The organism is Bacillus sp. LQ01 (genome assembly GCF_057624735.1).
In genome coordinates this window covers 480,700-499,140 of sequence record NZ_JBYEZL010000001.1, presented here as the reverse complement: position 1 = coordinate 499,140, position 18,441 = coordinate 480,700, and the positions used below count along the sequence as shown (strand labels likewise).

21 protein-coding genes and 2 other annotated features are annotated in these 18,441 nt (G+C 36.5%); of the genes, 10 read left to right on the top strand and 11 right to left on the bottom strand.

What is annotated here, in order from left to right:
- Position 1: 1 nt before the first annotated feature.
- Genes trpB through trpE form a run of 6 tightly spaced genes read right to left on the bottom strand, consistent with a single transcriptional unit; the run spans position 2 to position 5,590 of the window.
- Positions 2-1,195: a tryptophan synthase subunit beta gene (trpB, locus tag AC22L0_RS02705; RefSeq protein ID WP_001105018.1), complete on the bottom strand. Its 1,194-nt coding sequence runs from the start codon at positions 1,193-1,195 to the stop codon at positions 2-4.
- Positions 1,192-1,806 (bottom strand): N-(5'phosphoribosyl)anthranilate isomerase, encoded by a 615-nt coding sequence (gene trpF, locus AC22L0_RS02700; protein WP_000865118.1) that lies wholly within the window; start codon positions 1,804-1,806, stop codon positions 1,192-1,194. The genes trpB and trpF overlap by 4 nt, the downstream gene beginning before the upstream one ends.
- Positions 1,803-2,564, bottom strand: a complete 762-nt coding sequence (trpC, locus tag AC22L0_RS02695) for an indole-3-glycerol phosphate synthase TrpC (RefSeq protein ID WP_139894374.1) — start codon at positions 2,562-2,564, stop codon at positions 1,803-1,805. Before trpC ends, trpF begins: the two co-directional genes overlap by 4 nt.
- A 1-nt stretch (position 2,565) precedes the next feature.
- A complete protein-coding gene (trpD, locus tag AC22L0_RS02690) occupies positions 2,566-3,591 on the bottom strand; it encodes an anthranilate phosphoribosyltransferase (RefSeq protein WP_001067334.1) in 1,026 nt (341 codons plus the stop codon).
- Positions 3,588-4,175: an aminodeoxychorismate/anthranilate synthase component II gene (locus tag AC22L0_RS02685; RefSeq protein WP_000636318.1), complete on the bottom strand. Its 588-nt coding sequence runs from the start codon at positions 4,173-4,175 to the stop codon at positions 3,588-3,590. The genes trpD and AC22L0_RS02685 overlap by 4 nt, the downstream gene beginning before the upstream one ends.
- Positions 4,172-5,590, bottom strand: a complete 1,419-nt coding sequence (gene trpE, locus AC22L0_RS02680) for an anthranilate synthase component I (RefSeq protein ID WP_139894373.1) — start codon at positions 5,588-5,590, stop codon at positions 4,172-4,174. Before trpE ends, AC22L0_RS02685 begins: the two co-directional genes overlap by 4 nt.
- A 52-nt stretch (positions 5,591-5,642) precedes the next feature.
- Positions 5,643-5,887, bottom strand: a binding site (T-box leader).
- A 42-nt stretch (positions 5,888-5,929) separates the two neighbouring features.
- Positions 5,930-6,167 (bottom strand) — a binding site (T-box leader).
- Positions 6,168-6,620: 453 nt separating this feature from the next.
- Here trpE and putP point away from each other — a divergent pair.
- From putP to AC22L0_RS02665, 3 genes are all read left to right on the top strand, one after another.
- Positions 6,621-8,099, top strand: coding sequence for a sodium/proline symporter PutP (gene putP, locus AC22L0_RS02675; RefSeq protein ID WP_000107211.1), 1,479 nt, complete (start codon positions 6,621-6,623; stop codon positions 8,097-8,099).
- A gap of 155 nt (positions 8,100-8,254) precedes the next feature.
- Entirely contained in the window at positions 8,255-8,653 is a 399-nt protein-coding gene (locus tag AC22L0_RS02670; RefSeq protein WP_000878734.1) for an Ig-like domain-containing protein, read from the top strand.
- A 201-nt stretch (positions 8,654-8,854) separates the two neighbouring features.
- Positions 8,855-9,523: a DUF4386 domain-containing protein gene (locus AC22L0_RS02665; RefSeq protein WP_084065209.1), complete on the top strand. Its 669-nt coding sequence runs from the start codon at positions 8,855-8,857 to the stop codon at positions 9,521-9,523.
- On the opposite strand, the gene AC22L0_RS02660 is transcribed toward AC22L0_RS02665, so the two are convergent.
- Positions 9,516-10,088 carry a Crp/Fnr family transcriptional regulator gene (locus AC22L0_RS02660; protein WP_070757200.1) on the bottom strand — a complete coding sequence of 191 codons (573 nt, stop codon included), beginning with the start codon at positions 10,086-10,088 and terminating at the stop codon, positions 9,516-9,518. The two genes, AC22L0_RS02665 and AC22L0_RS02660, sit on opposite strands and share 8 nt — an antisense overlap.
- Positions 10,089-10,164: 76 nt before the next feature.
- Positions 10,165-11,076, bottom strand: a complete 912-nt coding sequence (locus tag AC22L0_RS02655) for a DMT family transporter (RefSeq protein ID WP_000806941.1) — start codon at positions 11,074-11,076, stop codon at positions 10,165-10,167.
- A gap of 203 nt (positions 11,077-11,279) precedes the next feature.
- Here AC22L0_RS02655 and AC22L0_RS02650 point away from each other — a divergent pair, with 203 nt between their 5' ends.
- The 6 genes from AC22L0_RS02650 to exsF all read left to right on the top strand — a co-directional run bounded on the left by AC22L0_RS02650 (position 11,280) and on the right by exsF (position 16,495).
- Entirely contained in the window at positions 11,280-12,011 is a 732-nt protein-coding gene (locus AC22L0_RS02650; RefSeq protein WP_000084013.1) for an alpha/beta hydrolase, read from the top strand.
- A 93-nt stretch (positions 12,012-12,104) separates the two neighbouring features.
- Positions 12,105-12,623 carry a YjcG family protein gene (locus AC22L0_RS02645; protein ID WP_000765863.1) on the top strand — a complete coding sequence of 173 codons (519 nt, stop codon included), beginning with the start codon at positions 12,105-12,107 and terminating at the stop codon, positions 12,621-12,623.
- A gap of 1 nt (position 12,624) precedes the next feature.
- A complete protein-coding gene (locus AC22L0_RS02640; RefSeq protein WP_000543306.1) occupies positions 12,625-13,047 on the top strand; it encodes a GNAT family N-acetyltransferase in 423 nt (140 codons plus the stop codon).
- A gap of 100 nt (positions 13,048-13,147) precedes the next feature.
- On the top strand, positions 13,148-15,214 hold the full coding sequence (locus AC22L0_RS02635; protein WP_000191202.1) for an ATP-dependent helicase: 2,067 nt from the start codon (positions 13,148-13,150) through the stop codon (positions 15,212-15,214).
- Positions 15,215-15,356: 142 nt separating this feature from the next.
- The gene (gene cotY, locus AC22L0_RS02630) at positions 15,357-15,824 is read left to right on the top strand and encodes a spore coat protein CotY (protein ID WP_001277719.1); all 468 of its coding nucleotides are present in this window, start codon (positions 15,357-15,359) and stop codon (positions 15,822-15,824) included.
- Positions 15,825-15,991: 167 nt separating this feature from the next.
- Positions 15,992-16,495 (top strand): exosporium protein ExsF, encoded by a 504-nt coding sequence (gene exsF, locus AC22L0_RS02625; RefSeq protein ID WP_000492943.1) that lies wholly within the window; start codon positions 15,992-15,994, stop codon positions 16,493-16,495.
- A gap of 75 nt (positions 16,496-16,570) precedes the next feature.
- Here the strand turns inward: exsF and AC22L0_RS02620 are convergent, their stop codons facing one another.
- The gene (locus AC22L0_RS02620; RefSeq protein ID WP_021727509.1) at positions 16,571-16,756 is read right to left on the bottom strand and encodes a hypothetical protein; all 186 of its coding nucleotides are present in this window, start codon (positions 16,754-16,756) and stop codon (positions 16,571-16,573) included.
- A gap of 101 nt (positions 16,757-16,857) precedes the next feature.
- Complete coding sequence (locus AC22L0_RS02615; RefSeq protein ID WP_000899664.1) at positions 16,858-17,217, bottom strand: DUF1360 domain-containing protein; 360 nt, start codon at positions 17,215-17,217, stop codon at positions 16,858-16,860.
- 125 nt (positions 17,218-17,342) lie between these two features.
- Between AC22L0_RS02615 and exsY the strand changes: the two genes are divergently transcribed.
- Positions 17,343-17,807 (top strand): exosporium assembly protein ExsY, encoded by a 465-nt coding sequence (gene exsY / locus AC22L0_RS02610; RefSeq protein ID WP_001277743.1) that lies wholly within the window; start codon positions 17,343-17,345, stop codon positions 17,805-17,807.
- A 48-nt stretch (positions 17,808-17,855) separates the two neighbouring features.
- On the opposite strand, the gene AC22L0_RS02605 is transcribed toward exsY, so the two are convergent.
- Complete coding sequence (locus AC22L0_RS02605; protein ID WP_098202690.1) at positions 17,856-18,404, bottom strand: spore coat CotO family protein; 549 nt, start codon at positions 18,402-18,404, stop codon at positions 17,856-17,858.
- Positions 18,405-18,441 lie beyond the last annotated feature (37 nt).

Sequence of the window (18,441 nt, the reverse complement as noted above, 5' to 3'; positions counted from 1 at the left end):
TTTACACCTCTTCCATATAACGTTTTATACTCTCTACATCTTTATCACCACGGCCAGATAAACAAATGACAAGCCCTTCGTCTTTCTTCATTTGCGGCGCTAATTTTAAAGCGTATGCGACAGCATGTGAGCTTTCTAAAGCCGGAATAATCCCTTCTTTTTTCGTTAATAATTGAAATGCTTCTAACGCTTCATCATCTGTAATCGAATGATAAGAAACACGGCCAATATCTTTTAGTAAGCTATGTTCTGGCCCAACACCCGGGTAATCGAGCCCTGCTGAAATAGAATGAGCTTCTTGAATTTGTCCTTCTTCATTTTGCAGAAGGTACATCATCGATCCGTGTAAAACCCCAACGCTTCCTTTCGTTAAAGTAGCTGCGTGCTGTTCTGTATGAACGCCTTTCCCTGCTGCTTCTACGCCGTAAAGAGCAACTTCTTCATCGTGTACGAATGGATAAAACATACCCATCGCATTACTACCACCGCCAATACAAGCAACGACTGCTTCTGGTAACTTTCCTTCTAACGCCTCATATTGTTTTTTCGTTTCATTTCCAATTACACTTTGGAAATCACGTACAATTTGCGGGAATGGATGTGGTCCGAGAACAGATCCCATAATGTAGTGCGTATCATGCACATGTGAAACCCAGTAACGAAGCGCCTCATTTACCGCATCTTTTAATGTACCACTACCTGCCGCTACACTTTCTACTTTCGCTCCGAGTAATTCCATTCGGAACACATTTAATTTTTGACGTCTTACATCTTCTTCTCCCATAAAAATGACGCATTCTAATCCGAGAAGAGCACATACAGTAGCTGTTGCAACTCCGTGTTGTCCAGCTCCTGTTTCAGCGACAACTTTTTTCTTGCCCATTCGCACTGCAAGTAGTGCCTGACCGATTGTATTGTTAATTTTATGAGCTCCTGTATGATTCAAATCTTCACGTTTTAAATAAATCTTTGCACCTCCGCAATACTTCGTCAGATTTTCAGCGAAATAAAGCGGTGTTTCTCTTCCGACGTACGTTTTTAAATAATGATTTAATTCCTTTTGAAATGCCTCATCTTGCATCGCTTCTTTATATGCTTCTTCTAGTTCTAGTACAGATTGCATTAACGTTTCTGGAACGTATCGTCCTCCGTATATACCGTAATGTCCTTTTTCATCTGGATATGCGTAGTTCATTTGGAACACTCCTTCGCTTTTATAATAAATTGTTTTATTTTCTCTACATCTTTCTTTCCTTCTGTCTCTACTCCGCTGCTCACATCGACCATATAAGGCCGAACAGTTCGAATTGCTTCTTCTATATTAAGAGCGTTTAATCCACCAGCTAATATCGTTTTCTTTCGCAATTCTTTTGGCATATGCCCAAGTAGTTCCCATGAAAATGTCTTTCCATTTCCTCCATGAAACTTTTCTTTCGGGCTATCAAATAATATATAATCCGTTTCATACCCTTGAGCGTTTTTCATATCACTTTCTGAAGTTACTCCTAGTGATTTTATAGACGGAATATTCAATCTTCTAATTTGATAATTATCTTCATCTCCATGTAGTTGTACATGTGTTAACCCGCACTCATCTGCAATTTTCTGGATCACTTCTACTGATTCATTTACGAAAACACCGATTTTTAACACGTTGGCTGGAAGCTCCTGAATGATTTCTTCCGCTCTCTTTGGAGTGATTTTCCGCTTACTTTCTGCAAAAACAAATCCGAGTGCATCTGCGCCGTATTCGCAAGCACGTTTTGCTGTTTCCATATCAGTGATGCCGCAAATTTTCACTTTCATATATTCACCTTACAGTCTTCAAAAAAGTTACTAATAGAAGATGATGTCATAAGTGCCTCTCCAATTAATACACCTTTTGCTCCTGCTTTTTTAACATGAATAATATCCTCTTTTAAATGAATCCCGCTTTCACTAATCCAAAGTAGTTTCTCCTCATTCAATCTTTTTCCAAGCTTTTCAGTTTGGCTTAAATCTACTTCGAACGTTTTTAAATTACGATTATTAATACCAATAACGTGCGGATTTAATACAATCGCAGTTTCTAATTCCTGTTCATCATGAACTTCAACAATCGCTTCCAATCCTTTTTCTAACACGTAGCTATACAACTCTTTTAACTTCTCTTTCGTTAACGCTGCTACAATTAGTAAAATAATATCTGCTCCCGCTTCATACGCTCTATCGATTTGAATCTTATCGATTATGAAATCTTTACATAAAAGCGGAATGTTACTTTCTTCTCTTGCTGTTTGTAAATCGTGAAACGATCCTTTAAAAAATTGACCATCTGTTAAAACAGAAACTGCTCCTGCACCACATTTCTCATATGTTCCCACTTGTTTTCGTACGTCAACGTGTAAATTGATATCTCCTTTTGATGGTGATGCTCGCTTTACTTCTGCAATGACAGTAAACTGCTGTAACGCTTCTACAAGTGAATGTGCCTTTCTTTTTGTTTTTACTGGTGTATATATTTCATATAACTCCGCAACTTCCTTTTTCTTCTGTTCTACAATTTTATCTAAAATCGTCCCCACTTTAGTTCACCCTTTCTAATTTTTCGTTGCTTGCTGCAATTAATAAGTTTAATTTGGTTAATGCTTTTCCAGAGTCGATGCTATGTGCCGCGAGTTTAATTCCTTCTTCAATCGTTTCCGTTTTTCCATTTGCGAAAAGAGCTAGACCTGCATTTAATAAAACGGTATCGCGGTAAACACTCTTTTCTCCGCTCAATACTTCAAGCGTAATCTTTGCATTTTCTTTTGAATTCCCCCCTCTAATTTCTTCATTTTTCACTCTTGAAAAACCATACTTTTCTGGATCAATACTCATTTCTACTATTTCATTACCTTTTAAAAGGACTACGTGATTTTCCCCTTGTAATGATGCTTCATCTAAAAAACCACTTCCATTTACGACAAGTGCTTGTTTCCGGCCTAACTTTTGTAATACTTGTGCAACTGGTAATAACATATCTCGTTTATAAATACCGACAAATTGTGTTTCTAAATTCACTGGATTTGTTAAAGGGCCAATTAAGTTAAAGATCGTCGGCACGTTTAACTCTTTTCTTATTTTCATAATGCGCCTTAGTGCTGGATGCATCGCTGGTGCAAATAAAAATGCAATACCTACATGCTCTAGTAAATAATCAATTTCGTTTGGCGTACTACTAATATTTACACCTAGTTCTTCTAATAAGTCTGCACTTCCTGTTTTACTAGAAACAGCACGATTACCATGTTTTGCAACCTTTACACCTGCTCCTGCCAGTACGAATGCTGATGTTGTGCTAATATTAAACGTTTGAGCACCATCGCCACCCGTCCCGCAATTATCCATTGCTCCTTGTATATGGTTCGAAAACGGCAATGCCTTTTCGCGAAGAGCTCGAACGAGACCGTATATTTCTTCTGCAGTTTCACCTTTCGCTTTCAGTAAGACTAAGAAAGCTGCAATTTCACTTTCTAATATGTTTTCACTTAATAAAAGTAATCCTGCTTTATATATTTCCTCTTCTGTTAAATGTTGACCCTCAACTAATTTACGAAGATAGTTATTCATACTCTTTCCTCCTCTTTTACTTCTGTTAAAAAGGCACGTATTAACTTTCCGCCTTCTTCTGTTGCGATTGATTCCGGATGAAACTGTAATCCGAAGAGCGGATAATAATTGTGACGGACTGCCATTATTTCTCCGTCGTCCATCGCTGTCGCTAATATGTCAAAACACTTTGGCAAGCTCGTTTGCTCTGCAACAAGGGAATGATAGCGCATCGCCGTTAGCGGCTGTGTAGCGTATGAAAAGATTGACATTCCGTTATGTTTCACACGCGATGTTTTTCCATGTTTAATACGTTCTGCTCTAACAATGTCTCCTCCAAATGCAGCTATGATCGCTTGGTGGCCAAGACAAATCCCTAATATGGGAACGTTCTTATAAAAATGACGGATGACGTCGATACAAATGCCAGCATCCTCTGGTTTTCCTGGTCCTGGTGAAAGTACAATTCCTCTTGGATTCATCTCTTCTAACTGTTCTATCGTTATTTCATCATTTCTTACAACTACAATTTCTTCTTCATGTTCGCCTAACAGTTGATACAAGTTATATGTGAACGAATCGTAATTATCGATAAGTACAATCATTTCATTACCTCCAAAAGCGCTCTCGCTTTATTTAATGTTTCTTCATATTCAGCTACTGGATCTGAATCGTAAACGACTCCTGCTCCTGCCTGAACGTATGCTTTTTCATCCTTTACGACCATCGTTCGAATAGCGAGCGCCATATCAAGATTTCCTGAAAAACTAACGTATCCAACTGCACCAGCGTATACATTTCTTTTTTCATTCTCTAGTTCATTTATAATTTCCATCGCTCTAATTTTCGGAGCTCCAGAAACCGTCCCTGCTGGTAAGCAATACGCTAACGCATCAAATCCGCCCATTTGTTTTCGCAATGTTCCGTAAACTTCAGATACAATGTGCATAACGTGAGAATATTTTTCTACTTTCATATATTTATCTATCGTAACCGAGCCGATTTCGCTCACTCTACCAATATCGTTTCGCCCAAGATCTACAAGCATCATATGCTCTGCTCGCTCTTTCTCATTGCCTAACAGTTCTTTTGCGATTTCCTCGTCTTCCCTCTTCGTTTTCCCCCTCGGCCTTGTACCAGCAATTGGATTCGTCATCACTTTATCCTCCCTTACTGATAGTAAACTTTCCGGCGAAGAACCGAGTACAACATAATCTTGAAAATCGATATAGAACATATATGGTGATGGATTTGCAATTCGAAGTTTTCGGTATAACCCGAATGGATCCCCAATACATTCACTTTGTAAACGCTGTGATAGTACGACTTGGAATATGTCTCCCGCTCTTATATATTCTTTCGCAATTTCTACCATCTCACAAAACTCTTTTTCCGTTATAGAAGAAGTGAATGATAATGGGGATTGTATTGCATTTACTTCAGCTTCTTCTCCTTGTAGCACTTCCTCTTTGTATACTCGTAGCCTTTCGTATACTTCCTCATAATCTGTTGAATCATCTTCCCTGCATACATATACAAACGACAACTTTTGGCGTAAATGATCGTAAACGATAAACTCACGATATAGTAAAAGGTGTACTTCCGGAATATTTAATGGGTCGTGTAAATCCGCTCCAATGTTTTCATACTGTCGAATGACATCATATCCAATATAACCAACTGCTCCTCCGCAAAATGGAAATGGACTGTCTACTTGTGATGGTATGATTACTTCTTCTAACACTTGCAGTACGTTACCTTGTAACTTTTCTGCCCGGCCGTAAATCGTTCGTTCCACTTCCGTACCAACGCTTTTCACTTCTCCATAAGGATTACATCCTAAGTAAGAATAACGCCCTTTATCTTGATGAAGCTGTGAACTTTCTAATAAGAATTTCTTCTTCCCTTTCATACGTCTATATAAAGAAATTGGCGTAATGCTATCTCCTTCTTCTTCAGTGATTACTAAAAATGTCTTTCTCTCTCTTTTTTGTTTTATAAATTCTTCTTTCGTCATCATGTCCTTCACCTCACCCTGAAAAATAAAAAAGTCCCCTACATATCGAAAATATGTAGAGGACGATAAATATACCGCGGTACCACCTCGTGTTGGATGCAAAAGCATCCCGCTTTGTTCAGGTACAAATTTTATACCTTATCCTTGTAACGGCGGAACCCGGGTTGCCTACTAAAAATAATTGTTCAGCATACCTCTCGTAAGCCCATTCCGTATATGGCACCGTACCGGGCTCCCACCTATTCCCGGCTCTCTGTAACGTCTCCAATATACGTACTCTTCTTACTTAAACGATTTCATTTATTTAATTTTTTATACACAAAAAGGGAGTACTCATCCTATAGAAAGGACGGGTACTCCCGTGGTGCCACCTTAATTCGTTACAAATGTAACGCACTTTACCGTATCAAAAACAATACGTGTCTCTTGTATCGATGAGATCATGTCGCCAAAGCCTACTTCTTTCGTTTCGGTTTGGAAGCTCCGAAGCCCATTCCACATCAATTCCATACTGATTCGCACCAACCATCAGCTCTCTGACATGTTCATCATGTGTACTCTTCTTCATCAACGCTTGCATTTTTTTAAGTTGCACTCATTATAGACCTGACTTTTTTCACAAGTCAATACTTTTTTAAAAATTTTATTTTTCTTTCCTTTCAATATTATATTGACAAAACAACCTCTTTTTATGTAAATATAATAAATACTCTATTAAAAATAAGGTTTTTTGTATGAATATTATATATTAAAAAAGTAAAATGACATCAAAAAACGCTTACATTTCTGAAAATTCGTATTTCTATATGGATTTTTCAGAATAATCATGATAGATTATAAAGTGAAACTTTAATCAGTAGAGGGTGTTCATCCCCACTGATTATTAGTTGAATCAATCGGGCATTAACGGACAGTTGATCTCCCACCTAACTTCCTTGCCCAGCCAATTTTAAGGTGGGAGTTTTGCTGCCCGTTAATGCGGGATAAATATGCATAACGCATCAAAAGACCTGACAAAAGAAAGGGGAACTACATGAGTACGCAGATGTTAACTTTAACTTCTATCTCTATTTACATGCTCGGGATGTTAGTAATCGGCTATTTCGCCTACAAACGAACGTCCAACTTAACAGATTATATGCTTGGCGGGCGTACACTAGGCCCCGCAGTAACAGCATTAAGTGCTGGAGCATCCGATATGAGTGGTTGGCTTTTAATGGGATTACCCGGTGCAATGTTTAGCGTTGGATTAAGTAGTAGTTGGATTGCGATCGGCCTAACACTAGGCGCATACGCAAACTGGCTTTATGTCGCTCCTCGCTTACGTACCTACTCAGAAATTGCAAATAACTCTATTACTATTCCAGAATTTTTGGAACACCGTTTCCACGACAAATCTCATATGCTACGCTTAGTATCCGGACTTGTTATTATGATTTTCTTTACTTTTTATGTAGCTTCAGGATTAGTTTCAGGCGCTGTATTATTTGAAAATTCATTTGGCATGAACTATCATGTTGGATTATTCATTGTTGCAGGCGTTGTTGTCGCTTACACATTATTTGGTGGTTTCTTAGCAGTAAGTTGGACAGACTTCGTACAAGGAATCATTATGGTGGTCGCTCTTATTCTTGTTCCTATCGTAACAATTATGAATTCGAACGGACTTGGACCTGCATTTGATACAATTCGATCTGTAGATCCAACACGTCTAGATATTTTTAAAGGTGCCTCTACTTTAGGAATGATTTCTCTATTCGCATGGGGCCTTGGTTATGTCGGACAACCTCATATTATCGTACGCTTTATGGCAATTTCTTCTGTAAAAGAACTTAAAAGTGCACGAAGAATTGGTATGAGCTGGATGATTTTCTCTGTTGTTGGAGCTATGTTTACTGGTCTTATTGGTATTGCTTACTATTCACAACAAGAGTTGACATTATCTAATCCAGAGACAATTTTCCTTGAACTTGGGAAAATTTTATTCCATCCACTTATTACTGGATTTTTATTAGCAGCCATTCTAGCAGCGATTATGAGTACAATTTCATCACAGCTACTCGTTACTTCTAGTGCTGTAACTGAAGATTTATATCGTACATTCTTCAAACGTTCTGCATCTGATAAAGAACTTGTATTTGTCGGTCGTATGGCTGTACTTGTTATTGCATTAGTTGGGTGCGCATTAGCGTTTAAACAAAATGATACGATTTTAGCTCTTGTTGGATACGCTTGGGCTGGATTTGGTTCTTCATTCGGACCTGCTATTTTATTAAGCTTATATTGGAAACGTATGACGAAGTGGGGCGCACTTGCCGGTATGATTTCTGGTGCCGCTACTGTTATTATATGGACTCAATTCAAATTCTTAAAAGATTTCTTATATGAAATGATTCCAGGTTTCGCTATTAGTTTACTAGCCATCGTAATTGTTAGTTTACTAACACAACCTTCAAAAGAAGTTAAAGAGCAATTTGAGGATTTCGAAAAACAACATCGTCATAATTTATAAAAAAATCTCTGCTGTTATCATAACAGCAGAGATTTTTTACAGTTCGACAATCTTTTTATCAAATTTAACAAATTCTTTATGTTTCGTTAAATTTAACATAACACTACTCCTTTATAGTATGAGTATCAGCACTTATACAGAAAGGGGACTCCAACATGTTAGCAGCTTTCCAGCAACAACAAACACGAAAATTTTCACCTATCACAAATACTTCTGCGTCTTGTTTAAACATGCAACCTAACCCGCCTAAAATTTCAATTGCTCCTTCTGTTATTTCAGTCATCGGTGTTCATATGGAAAAACATAAATTAAAAATAAAAACGGGACAAAACATTGTGTTATCAGCTTCTATTTTACCAATACAAGCAACGAATAAAGAGCTTATTTGGTCAAATATGAATTCTGATATCATCACCATATATCCAAAAGGTGACACCGTGACGATTACTGGAAAAAGTGCAGGTAAAGCAGTCGTAATTGTCACAACTGCTGAAGGCAAATTTCGTGACCTATGTGTCATTCATGTACAACCTTATATGACAAATCCAAAGTAAAAGAGTGGCTTCGTAGCCACTCTTTTACTTGATTTCAATATTTGAGTTTTTACTTTTTACAAGGTTAATAAAAAATTGGATATAACCATACATTTTTTTTGATGGAAATTCTACTAAACTTTCCCCGTCTTGATTTAAGTCAATGAATCTCCTTCTCTTCCCTATTACAATGAAAACAATATTAGAAAAGGAGGACATATTATGACTGAACGAAAGTACGCCTTATTTGCTAGCACATCTCTTCTTGTTATGGCATTCATTGCATTTTTCTCTTACGGTTTTGTTCATGGAAACCTCGTTATACAAGGAGATGCGAGTACAACATTCCATAATATCCAAACTTCAAATTCACTTTTCAAAGCGGAAGTTTTTGGGTGGATTATCATTTTTATCACTGATATTGTCGCTGCGTGGGCTCTTTATTTCTTTCTAAAACCAATTCATACTAGCCTCTCATTACTAGCCGCTTTGCTTCGTCTTATGTATACAGCTATACTTGGGATTGCTATATTCAATCTAATATTGGCATTATTGCTTTCAAAAAATACAATTGCAAATCCAGAAACATATACAATGTTGTTTCTCAGTGCATTCGAATACATTTGGTCTGTAGGATTGATCATTTTTGGATTGCATCTTTTCGTTTTAGGCTATGTAGCTTTTCTCTCTAAACAGATACCAAAGTTTATTAGTATACTGCTGTTCATTGCTGCTACCGGTTATATGCTAATTCACGTCATGAATACAATGTTTACACAATACGATACAATGATTTCACTCATACAATCACTATTCCAATTACCTATAATTGCAGGTGAATTAGGACTTGCGATATGGCTACTATTGAAAGGTGGTAAACACTCTAATTAAGCCGTTTCTTAATTCTACTTAATGATTCTGGTGTCATGCCAAGATAGCTTGCTAGCTGATATTGTGGAACGCGATGAATTAAATACGGGCGTTTTCGTAACAATGTTTTATATCGCTCTTCTGGTGTCGATGAGATAAATACAGCAAGTTCATCTTGTACTTCACCGAAATTGTACTCGATCATTTTACGCGTCATTTCTTCTAATTGTGAATACTTATTATACATGTCCTTTTCACTATGTAGATCACCAACAACTACAGTACAATCTTCTAAACACGTTAACGTATATGATGAAGATTTATCTTGTTTATGATGGTTGAAATTCGAAATTGCCTGTTCTTCTGTATAAAAATTTGATGTAACTTCTTTCCCTGCTTCATCTATACTATGTTGCCTAACGCATCCTTTTAATACAAAATAACATTTTAACGGAACATTTCCTTGTCTTAGGAGCACTGTTCCTTTTTTATATTCTTCAATTTGTAATTCCCTGAGGATCATTTGCTGCTCTTCTTCACTTAGTGTTGTAAATCTATTCATATACTTCTTTAATATCTCTTCCATTTTCCTCCCCCTTCTACGCCCGCATTTCTATAAAACAAAAAGAGAAGTATCATAACTTCTCTTTTCTCCCCTAACACTATAATTCCTGTGTATACACTGGCTCGTTTACGACATTTTTTGCTGTTCGCTTTTGTTGCTGCATTAAGAAAACAGATACACCAAACAATACGAGCATGCTACCGATCATTTGCATTGCATTTAATTTTTCTCCAAGTAAGAAGAACGCAAGTATAGATGCTCCAACAGGTTCTCCTAAAATACTCATTGAAATTGTCGTTGCATTTACATAATTTAATAGCCAGTTATTAATTACATGTGACACTGTCGGCACAACCGCAAGTAAAAGAAAAACAGTCCAATCCCACTTCGTATAACCTGTAAAGGGTACTTGTAATATAACATTATAAATCCCCATAAAAAGACCTGCGAACGCAAAGACTGTAAAGCTATAAATCCAGTGCGATACTTTCTTCACTGTCGTTTGCCCGATAAATAAATAACCGACAACCGCTATTACACTTAGAAAGGATAATATGTCACCATAAATTGCTTGCTTACTTAAACCTAAATCTCCCCAACCAATGCACATTACTCCTAAAATAGCGATTCCCATCGTTGCAATGGCTGAATATGTTGTTCTTTCTTTAAATAGAAAAAAACCTCCAACTAAAGATACGATTGGTTGAAGTGCCAAAATAATTGTTGAACTAGCAACTGTTGTATGCTTTAAAGATTCAAACCATAAAAGAAAATGCAGTGCTAAAAAGAAACCAGATCCAATTAAAAAGCCCCAATCTTTCATTTGAATCCTATTAAATTCCTCTCTTTTTTTCCATACGATAGGCAGCATAATAAGTACGATAATCCATAAGCGGTACATACTTAATATTGAAGATGGTGCTGAGGACATCTTTACAAAAACTGCTGCAAAGGAAATGGCAATTATAGAAATTGCTAATGGTAGTGCGATTGATTTTTCTTGTTTCAAATCCTGTCTCCCCTCTCACCTGTCAAAAATCCCACTTCATTATATCCGTTTTCTTTCGCAACTTAAATACTAATTTTTTAGATTCTTCGTACCATTATGGTAAAATAGAAATTAAGGCACCAATTAGTGAATATTTCTTTCCTTTTCACTACAAGCGTCGCTCTTACAATCGTTACAGTAAATTTTTATTTAGGGGGATCTACATGAGTCAAACAATAGGGAGAATTGAAGAAATTTCATTTTATAGCGCATCACTTCAAGAAGATGTTACACTTCTCGTTTATTTACCAGTAAATTACACACCACTGCACAAACATACAGTTGTAATTGCACAAGATGGTAGAGATTATTTTCAGCTTGGTAAAGCGCACCGTGTAATTGAGCGCCTTCGTGAAACCGAAGAAATTGACCGTACAATTATTGTCGGTATTCCATATAAAAATGTACATGATCGTAAAGAAAAATATTTCCCAAATGAAGTAAAAAATGCTGCATATATTCGTTTCCTTGCTCATGAACTTGCACCATATATTGATGAAAATTATCCAACGTACCAAATGGGAAAAGGTCGTGTTTTAATTGGTGATTCTCTTGGCGGAACAGTTTCCTTTATGACTGCACTTATGTATCCGCATACATTCGGTAAAGTCGTTATGCAATCACCATTTGTGGATGAGACAGTGATGAACTTAGCAAAAGAATTCAAAGATCCACAGGCGTTAGAACTGTATCACGTCATCGGTACAGAAGAAACGGCTGTAAAGCGTACTGATGGACAAGTATCTGATTTCGTAGGGCCGAACCGTGAGTTAAATACGCTTCTTACAGATAGAAACTTCATCACGCATTATGAGGAATTTGAAGGCAATCATACTTGGAAATATTGGCAGACTGATTTACCGAAAGCCTTCTCTCATATTCTATCAATGAAATAATAGAGAGCAGTATTCAGAATAATTTGATATAATAGATAAAGAGATTTATTTATCTCAAAATCTAACTAGACTTACAAAGGGAGGAATTGGAACATGAAATTAGGCATTGTAATTTTTCCATCTAAAATGATTCAAGATAAAGCGAACGGATTGCGTAAACGTTATGACCCGCACTACGCATTAGTTCCGCCACATATTACATTGAAAACACCCTTTGAGGCGCAAGATGAACAATTAGAGTCGATTGTAAACGAGTTACATACAATCGCAAGTAAAACGAACCCTTTCACCCTTCATGTTGGGAAAGTTGGTTCATTCGCACCTGTTAATAACGTCCTTTACTTTAAAGTAGAAAAAACACCTGAACTTACTTTCTTAAATGAAGAAATGCATAGCGGGTTATTCACGCAAGAACGCGAATATGCTTTCGTACCTCATTTAACAATCGGACAAGGCTTATCAGATGCAGAGCATGCTGATGTGTTGGGCCGATTACGTATGAAAGATTTCTATTACGAACAACCAATTGATCGTTTCCATCTTCTATATCAATTAGAAAATGGAACATGGACTGTACACGAAACATTCCGTCTTGGAAAGGGGAACAACTAATTTGCACGCACAGATTGTACAAACGGACGAACAACTAAGAGATGCATTCTCTGTACGTAAACAAGTGTTTGTAAATGAACAACGTGTCTCTGCTGAAGAAGAGTACGATGAGTTTGAAGAAACTTCAACACACGTTGTTATATATGACAATGATGTTCCAGTTGGTGCTGGACGTTTTCGCACCCTTGATGGTATAGGAAAAATGGAACGCATTTGCGTGCTAAATTCCCATCGGAAAAAAGGCATCGGAAAAATTATTATGGATTCGCTTGAAGCGTATGCAAAAGAAAATTCGCTACCGAAATTGAAACTTCACGCTCAAACACATGCTGAAGATTTCTATAAAAAACTTGGATATGTAACAAGTTCTGATGTATTTATGGAAGCAAATATCCCGCACGTCGTAATGATAAAAGAATTGTAATTTGAAAGCAGGAGGTGACCCCTCCTGTTTTTTTACATTGCTATTTTCTTTTTCTTCCGCTAAAGTTAAATGTTGATGCTATAGTTTTGAAGGTGAACATATGACACAAGAAAAATTTTCACAAAAATCGTTAACACACGCTGATATTCCGCGTGCGACATATCATATTCCGAAAACATCTACCCATTTAATTATGGAAGAAGATGTAGATGCGGCTTATTTCCGCGCTCTCGAGCAACAAAATGTTTTTTTAAACGAAAAACAATTAGAAGCCGTGCGTACAACAGAAGGTCCTGTTCTTACACTAGCTGGTGCCGGAAGCGGGAAAACATCTGTTTTAACAACTCGCGTTGGTTATTTAGTAAATGTAAAACAAGTTCATCCACGAAATATTTTATTACTTACATTTACACAAAAAGCAGCTGAAGAAATACGAAGTCGTGTTGCGAAGTTACCGGGTATGAATCATGCAGCAAGTAGCTATGTTGTTGCTGGTACATTCCACTCTGTTTTTTTAAAATTGCTTCGTAGCCAAGGTTATAATCAGCAAATTTTAGCAAATGAAAAACATAAACAAATTATGATAAAGAAAATCTTAAAAGAATTGCGTTTAAAAGACGATTATGATGCGGAAACGATGCTCGCGATGATTTCACTTGAGAAAAACAAATTAAATCGTCCGAAAGATGTAAAAGCGAAAACACCAGTCGAACAAGAATTTAAAGAAGTATACGAACGTTTTGAAGAGGTAAAACAAAGATACAATTATATTGATTTCGATGACATCTTATTGGAAACATATTATATGTTAGAAAATAATGCTCCTTTACTAACTCAATTACAACAACGTTTTCACTATATTGAAGTAGATGAGTTTCAAGATACATCGTATGCACAATATGAAATCGTAAAATTGTTAGCCACGCCAAGAAATAATTTATTTATCGCAGGTGATGACGACCAGGCGATATACGGCTGGCGAGGAGCAAGTCACCAAATTATTTTATCTTTTCCAAAAGAATTTGATAACACAACAATCATTGCACTAAATACGAATTATCGATCCAATCCCTTTATCGTCGGGCTTGGAAATGAAGTTATAAAATTAAATCAAGAACGTTTTGATAAAGAGCTATACTCTGTTCGTGAGGAAGGTGTACAACCTTTTTATGCAAGACCTGCTACGACTCTTGATGAAGCAAATCAAATTTTGCAGCTTATTCAAGAAAAAGTAGAGAGTGGTGAACGTAACTTTAAAGATTTTTGTTTACTGTATCGCACACATTCTGTAAGTCGTTCGTTACTTGATCAGCTTACCATTCATAAAATCCCGTTTATTAAACACGGAGCGAGCCAATCATTTTATGAACATTCTTTAATTAAGCCTGTATTAGATCATTTAAGACTCGTGATTGAGCCGTTTCGACTAGAATCACTTTCAAACATATTGCCGACGATGTATATCGGACGTGATGATTGTATTTCATTTATTGAACGTGAACAATGGAAATATGGTGAGGGGCGCTTCCCTTCTCTTCTTCATTTCTTACTATTAAATCCAAGCTTAAAACCTTTTCAAGTGAAAAAGGTAAATGAGCGCATCGATTTTATTAAGTTTATTAAAGAATTAGAACCGAAAAAAGCATTAAAAGAAATCATTCATGGTAAAGGAAAATATTTAGAGTACTTACAAAATAACGATCGTTCTTCCTTTACAATGCATAAAGACATACAAGAAGAAATGTTGGAAGAATTAATGGAGTCTGCAACTCGTTTCACCGATATTCCAGCTTATTTACAATTTATCGACGAGGCGATTCAAGGTCAAAAAGAAATGGAAGCATTAAAAACAATGCCGCAAAAAGATGCCGTTTCACTTATGTCAATTCATAACGCAAAAGGCCTTGAATTTCCATGTGTCTTTTTACTTGGAGCGAGTGATGGAATCCTGCCTCATACTTCTTCTTTAAAAGATGCAAATGATCGTGTTACGGAAACTTCTGAAGCGTTAGAAGAAGAACGCCGATTACTTTATGTTGCCATTACACGTGCGAAAGAAGAACTTTACATTTCTTCTCCGCAATTTTTCAGAGGAAAGAAATTAGATATATCTCGTTTTTTATATACTGTGCGAAAAGATTTACCTGAAAAGACATCCACTAAATAAGGATGTCTTTTTTTATATCACGTTATGTACATCCCTCCTATATAAATTCCTTGTTTTTATCGTGAGAATTAACGTAATATCAGCCATATCCCACTCATATTGTAATAGTGTATGTCAGAACTCACGAGAAGGAGTGAACATAATGAGCTGCAATTGTAATGAAGATCATCAACATGAGTGTGATTTCAACTGTGTATCGAATGTTGTTCGTTTTATACATGAACTACAAGAATGTGCAACGACAACATGTGGATCTGGTTGCGAAGTTCCATTTTTAGGTGCACATAACAATGCATCAGTAGCGAATACACGTCCTTTTATTTTATACACAAAAACTGGAGAACCTTTTGAAGCATTTGCACCATCTTCAAGCCTTACTAGCTGCCGATCTCCTATTTTCCGCGTAGAAAGTATAGATGATGATGACTGTGCTGTATTGCGTGTATTAACTGTAGTTTTAGGTGATGGTACCGCTGTACCACCTGGTGACGACCCAATCTGTACGTTTTTAGCTGTACCAAATGCAAGACTAATATCAACCTCCACTTGCATTACTGTTGATTTAAGTTGCTTCTGCGCTATTCAATGCTTACGTGATGTTTCTATTTAAAACTAAATAATGAGTTAAGCATGGATTGGGTGGCAGAGTATTCTGCCACCCAATCCATGCTTAAAGAGTATTCTTATGTAAATTTCTTAAAATTGGGAACTTGTCTAGAACATAGAACCTGTCCTTTTCATTAACTGAAAGTAGAAACAGATAAAGGAGTGAAAAACATGTTCTCTTCTGATTGCGAATTTACTAAAATCGATTGTGAGGCGAAGCCAGCTAGTACACTACCTGCCTTTGGTTTTGCTTTCAACGCGTCTGCACCTCAGTTTGCTTCACTATTTACACCACTATTATTACCTAGCGTAAGTCCAAACCCAAATATTACTGTTCCTGTAATAAATGATACAGTAAGTGTCGGAGATGGCATTCGAATTCTACGAGCTGGTATTTATCAAATTAGTTATACATTAACAATTAGTCTTGATAACGTACCTACTGCACCAGAAGCTGGTCGTTTCTTCTTATCATTAAATACACCAGCTAACATTATTCCTGGATCAGGTACAGCAGTTCGTTCTAACGTTATTGGTACTGGTGAAGTAGACGTATCCAGCGGTGTTATTCTTATTAACTTAAATCCTGGTGACTTAATTCAAATTGTGCCAGTTCAGTTAATTGGAACTGTAGACATTCGTGCTGCAGCATTAACAGTTGCACAAATTAGCTAGTAAAAAGCGGTATTTCTTATACAGAAATACCGCTTTTTATATATAATAAAAAACACTCACAGTAGCATGAGTGTTTCATTCTTCATATTGTTTTATTGTGTTCTTCTTTTTCCCACAATTGCATCCCTTTTTCTTCACAAATCCTTGTTGTTGTAATTGTTCTTGATATGCCTGTTGTTGTGCTTGGTGTTGTTGCTGTATATGATACCACTGCTGCAGGTCATATGAATTCTGCCTTAGATTATTGCTCACAGCAAACATCTCCTCTACTGTCAATTCTGTCTATTTACTATATGAACAACTCTTTATTTCCGTTCCCTCATTCTTTTAAACTCCGCTTTTTCTCGTATTATGAAAATATATTATTCTCCCATAAAATATCCTGTAATTGTTTCAATGATTGCTGCCGCTCCTGCAATAGCTAATAATGCAAGTAACGGTTCCGCAACGATAGGGATCCAATTATATAAGACTAATAAAAAAGCACTAACCCATACACCTGTACACCAATAACAGCTTAATAATTCGCCAATCCACTTTCTTAATCCATTACCTTTCACTTTTGTAAACGTTGATACACTTCCATCCGGCTCCGTAATCTCTAATTCATCAATAAATGGTCTTCGCAAAAAGGCTGTAATTTTATCATAAACAATTAAACGAGTGAGCCTAAAAGCAGCTAACGCAAAAATAAAAAATAAAAGCCAGCTTGTAAACAGCATAATTCCACCTACCCTTATCCTCTTTCGCCTATTTAAAAAAAAAGGTCTTGAGATTGTGACCAAATCTCCTCGACTCCAATATCTTATTAATGTAAATACAAACAAGAAGATAAGGAGTGACATTAATGAGTTGTAACGAAAATAAACACCATGGCTCTTCTCATTGTGTAGTTGACGTTGTAAAATTCATCAATGAATTACAAGATTGTTCTACAACAACATGTGGATCTGGTTGTGAAATCCCATTTTTAGGTGCACACAATACTGCATCAGTAGCAAATACACGCCCTTTTATTTTATACACAAAAACTGGAGAACCTTTTGAAGCATTTGCACCATCTTCAAGCCTTACTAGCTGCCGATCTCCAATTTTCCGTGTGGAAAGTGTAGATGATGATAGCTGTGCTGTGCTACGTGTATTAACTGTAGTATTAGGTGACGGTACTCCGGTACCACCTGGTGACGATCCAATTTGTACGTTTTTAGCTGTACCAAATGCAAGATTAATATCTACAACTACTTGCATTACTGTTGATTTAAGCTGTTTCTGTGCGATTCAATGCTTACGCGACGTTTCTATCGTAAAGTAAACTAAAAAACTATTGGGGTGGTAGAAGCTTTCTACCACCTTTACATATTTAAAAACCGGCCATACTAATCGATTGGATATCATCTATAGACAACCTAATATCTCTCATACTATTTTGCGGCATAATAGATACAATGCCATGACGATACGATATGATCGATCCAACATATGAGACTGTAGCTGTTTTTATTCTGCATCTTACTTTCGGAATGTAATGAGGGCGGTTTAGTAAAAAATGAATTTTTTCATCATTATTCATATCCTTAAATGATTTATTATACGGGACAGTTCTTACTGGTTCTGGTTCTGGTTCTTGCTCTTCTTGTTCTATGTGTTCTTCTTTTTCTTCTTCTATTTTTTCTTCCACTTGCTGCTCTTCTTGTTGTTCTTGTTCTATTACCTCTTCCACAGCACTTCTTACAATATTTTCTTGTCTATTACTTTTCTCTTTTTGATCTTCATTTTCAAAGTTTGTCAGGATAATCCTTTTTATTTTCGGTGCAGCAAGTTCTAAACTTACTTGCGTGATATATAACAACGGTTTTCCAACTGTTGAACTTTTATTTTTATTCTTCACACTCGTCCCTCCCACTTCCATACGTAGCTAAATAAATCGTGTACTATTATAGTTATAT

Bases quoted from the DNA above. Each gene is read 5' to 3' on its own strand.
- trpB (WP_001105018.1), bottom strand. From the start codon at position 1,195: ATGAACTACGCATATCCAGATGAAAAAGGACATTACGGTATATACGGA.
- trpF (WP_000865118.1), bottom strand. From the start codon at position 1,806: ATGAAAGTGAAAATTTGCGGCATCACTGATATGGAAACAGCAAAACGT.
- trpD (WP_001067334.1), bottom strand. From the start codon at position 3,591: ATGAATAACTATCTTCGTAAATTAGTTGAGGGTCAACATTTAACAGAA.
- AC22L0_RS02685 (WP_000636318.1), bottom strand. From the start codon at position 4,175: ATGATTGTACTTATCGATAATTACGATTCGTTCACATATAACTTGTAT.
- trpE (WP_139894373.1), bottom strand. From the start codon at position 5,590: ATGATGACGAAAGAAGAATTTATAAAACAAAAAAGAGAGAGAAAGACA.
- putP (WP_000107211.1), top strand. From the start codon at position 6,621: ATGAGTACGCAGATGTTAACTTTAACTTCTATCTCTATTTACATGCTC.
- AC22L0_RS02670 (WP_000878734.1), top strand. From the start codon at position 8,255: ATGTTAGCAGCTTTCCAGCAACAACAAACACGAAAATTTTCACCTATC.
- AC22L0_RS02665 (WP_084065209.1), top strand. From the start codon at position 8,855: ATGACTGAACGAAAGTACGCCTTATTTGCTAGCACATCTCTTCTTGTT.
- AC22L0_RS02660 (WP_070757200.1), bottom strand. From the start codon at position 10,088: ATGGAAGAGATATTAAAGAAGTATATGAATAGATTTACAACACTAAGT.
- AC22L0_RS02650 (WP_000084013.1), top strand. From the start codon at position 11,280: ATGAGTCAAACAATAGGGAGAATTGAAGAAATTTCATTTTATAGCGCA.
- AC22L0_RS02645 (WP_000765863.1), top strand. From the start codon at position 12,105: ATGAAATTAGGCATTGTAATTTTTCCATCTAAAATGATTCAAGATAAA.
- AC22L0_RS02635 (WP_000191202.1), top strand. From the start codon at position 13,148: ATGACACAAGAAAAATTTTCACAAAAATCGTTAACACACGCTGATATT.
- cotY (WP_001277719.1), top strand. From the start codon at position 15,357: ATGAGCTGCAATTGTAATGAAGATCATCAACATGAGTGTGATTTCAAC.
- exsF (WP_000492943.1), top strand. From the start codon at position 15,992: ATGTTCTCTTCTGATTGCGAATTTACTAAAATCGATTGTGAGGCGAAG.
- AC22L0_RS02620 (WP_021727509.1), bottom strand. From the start codon at position 16,756: ATGTTTGCTGTGAGCAATAATCTAAGGCAGAATTCATATGACCTGCAG.
- AC22L0_RS02615 (WP_000899664.1), bottom strand. From the start codon at position 17,217: ATGCTGTTTACAAGCTGGCTTTTATTTTTTATTTTTGCGTTAGCTGCT.
- exsY (WP_001277743.1), top strand. From the start codon at position 17,343: ATGAGTTGTAACGAAAATAAACACCATGGCTCTTCTCATTGTGTAGTT.
- AC22L0_RS02605 (WP_098202690.1), bottom strand. From the start codon at position 18,404: ATGGAAGTGGGAGGGACGAGTGTGAAGAATAAAAATAAAAGTTCAACA.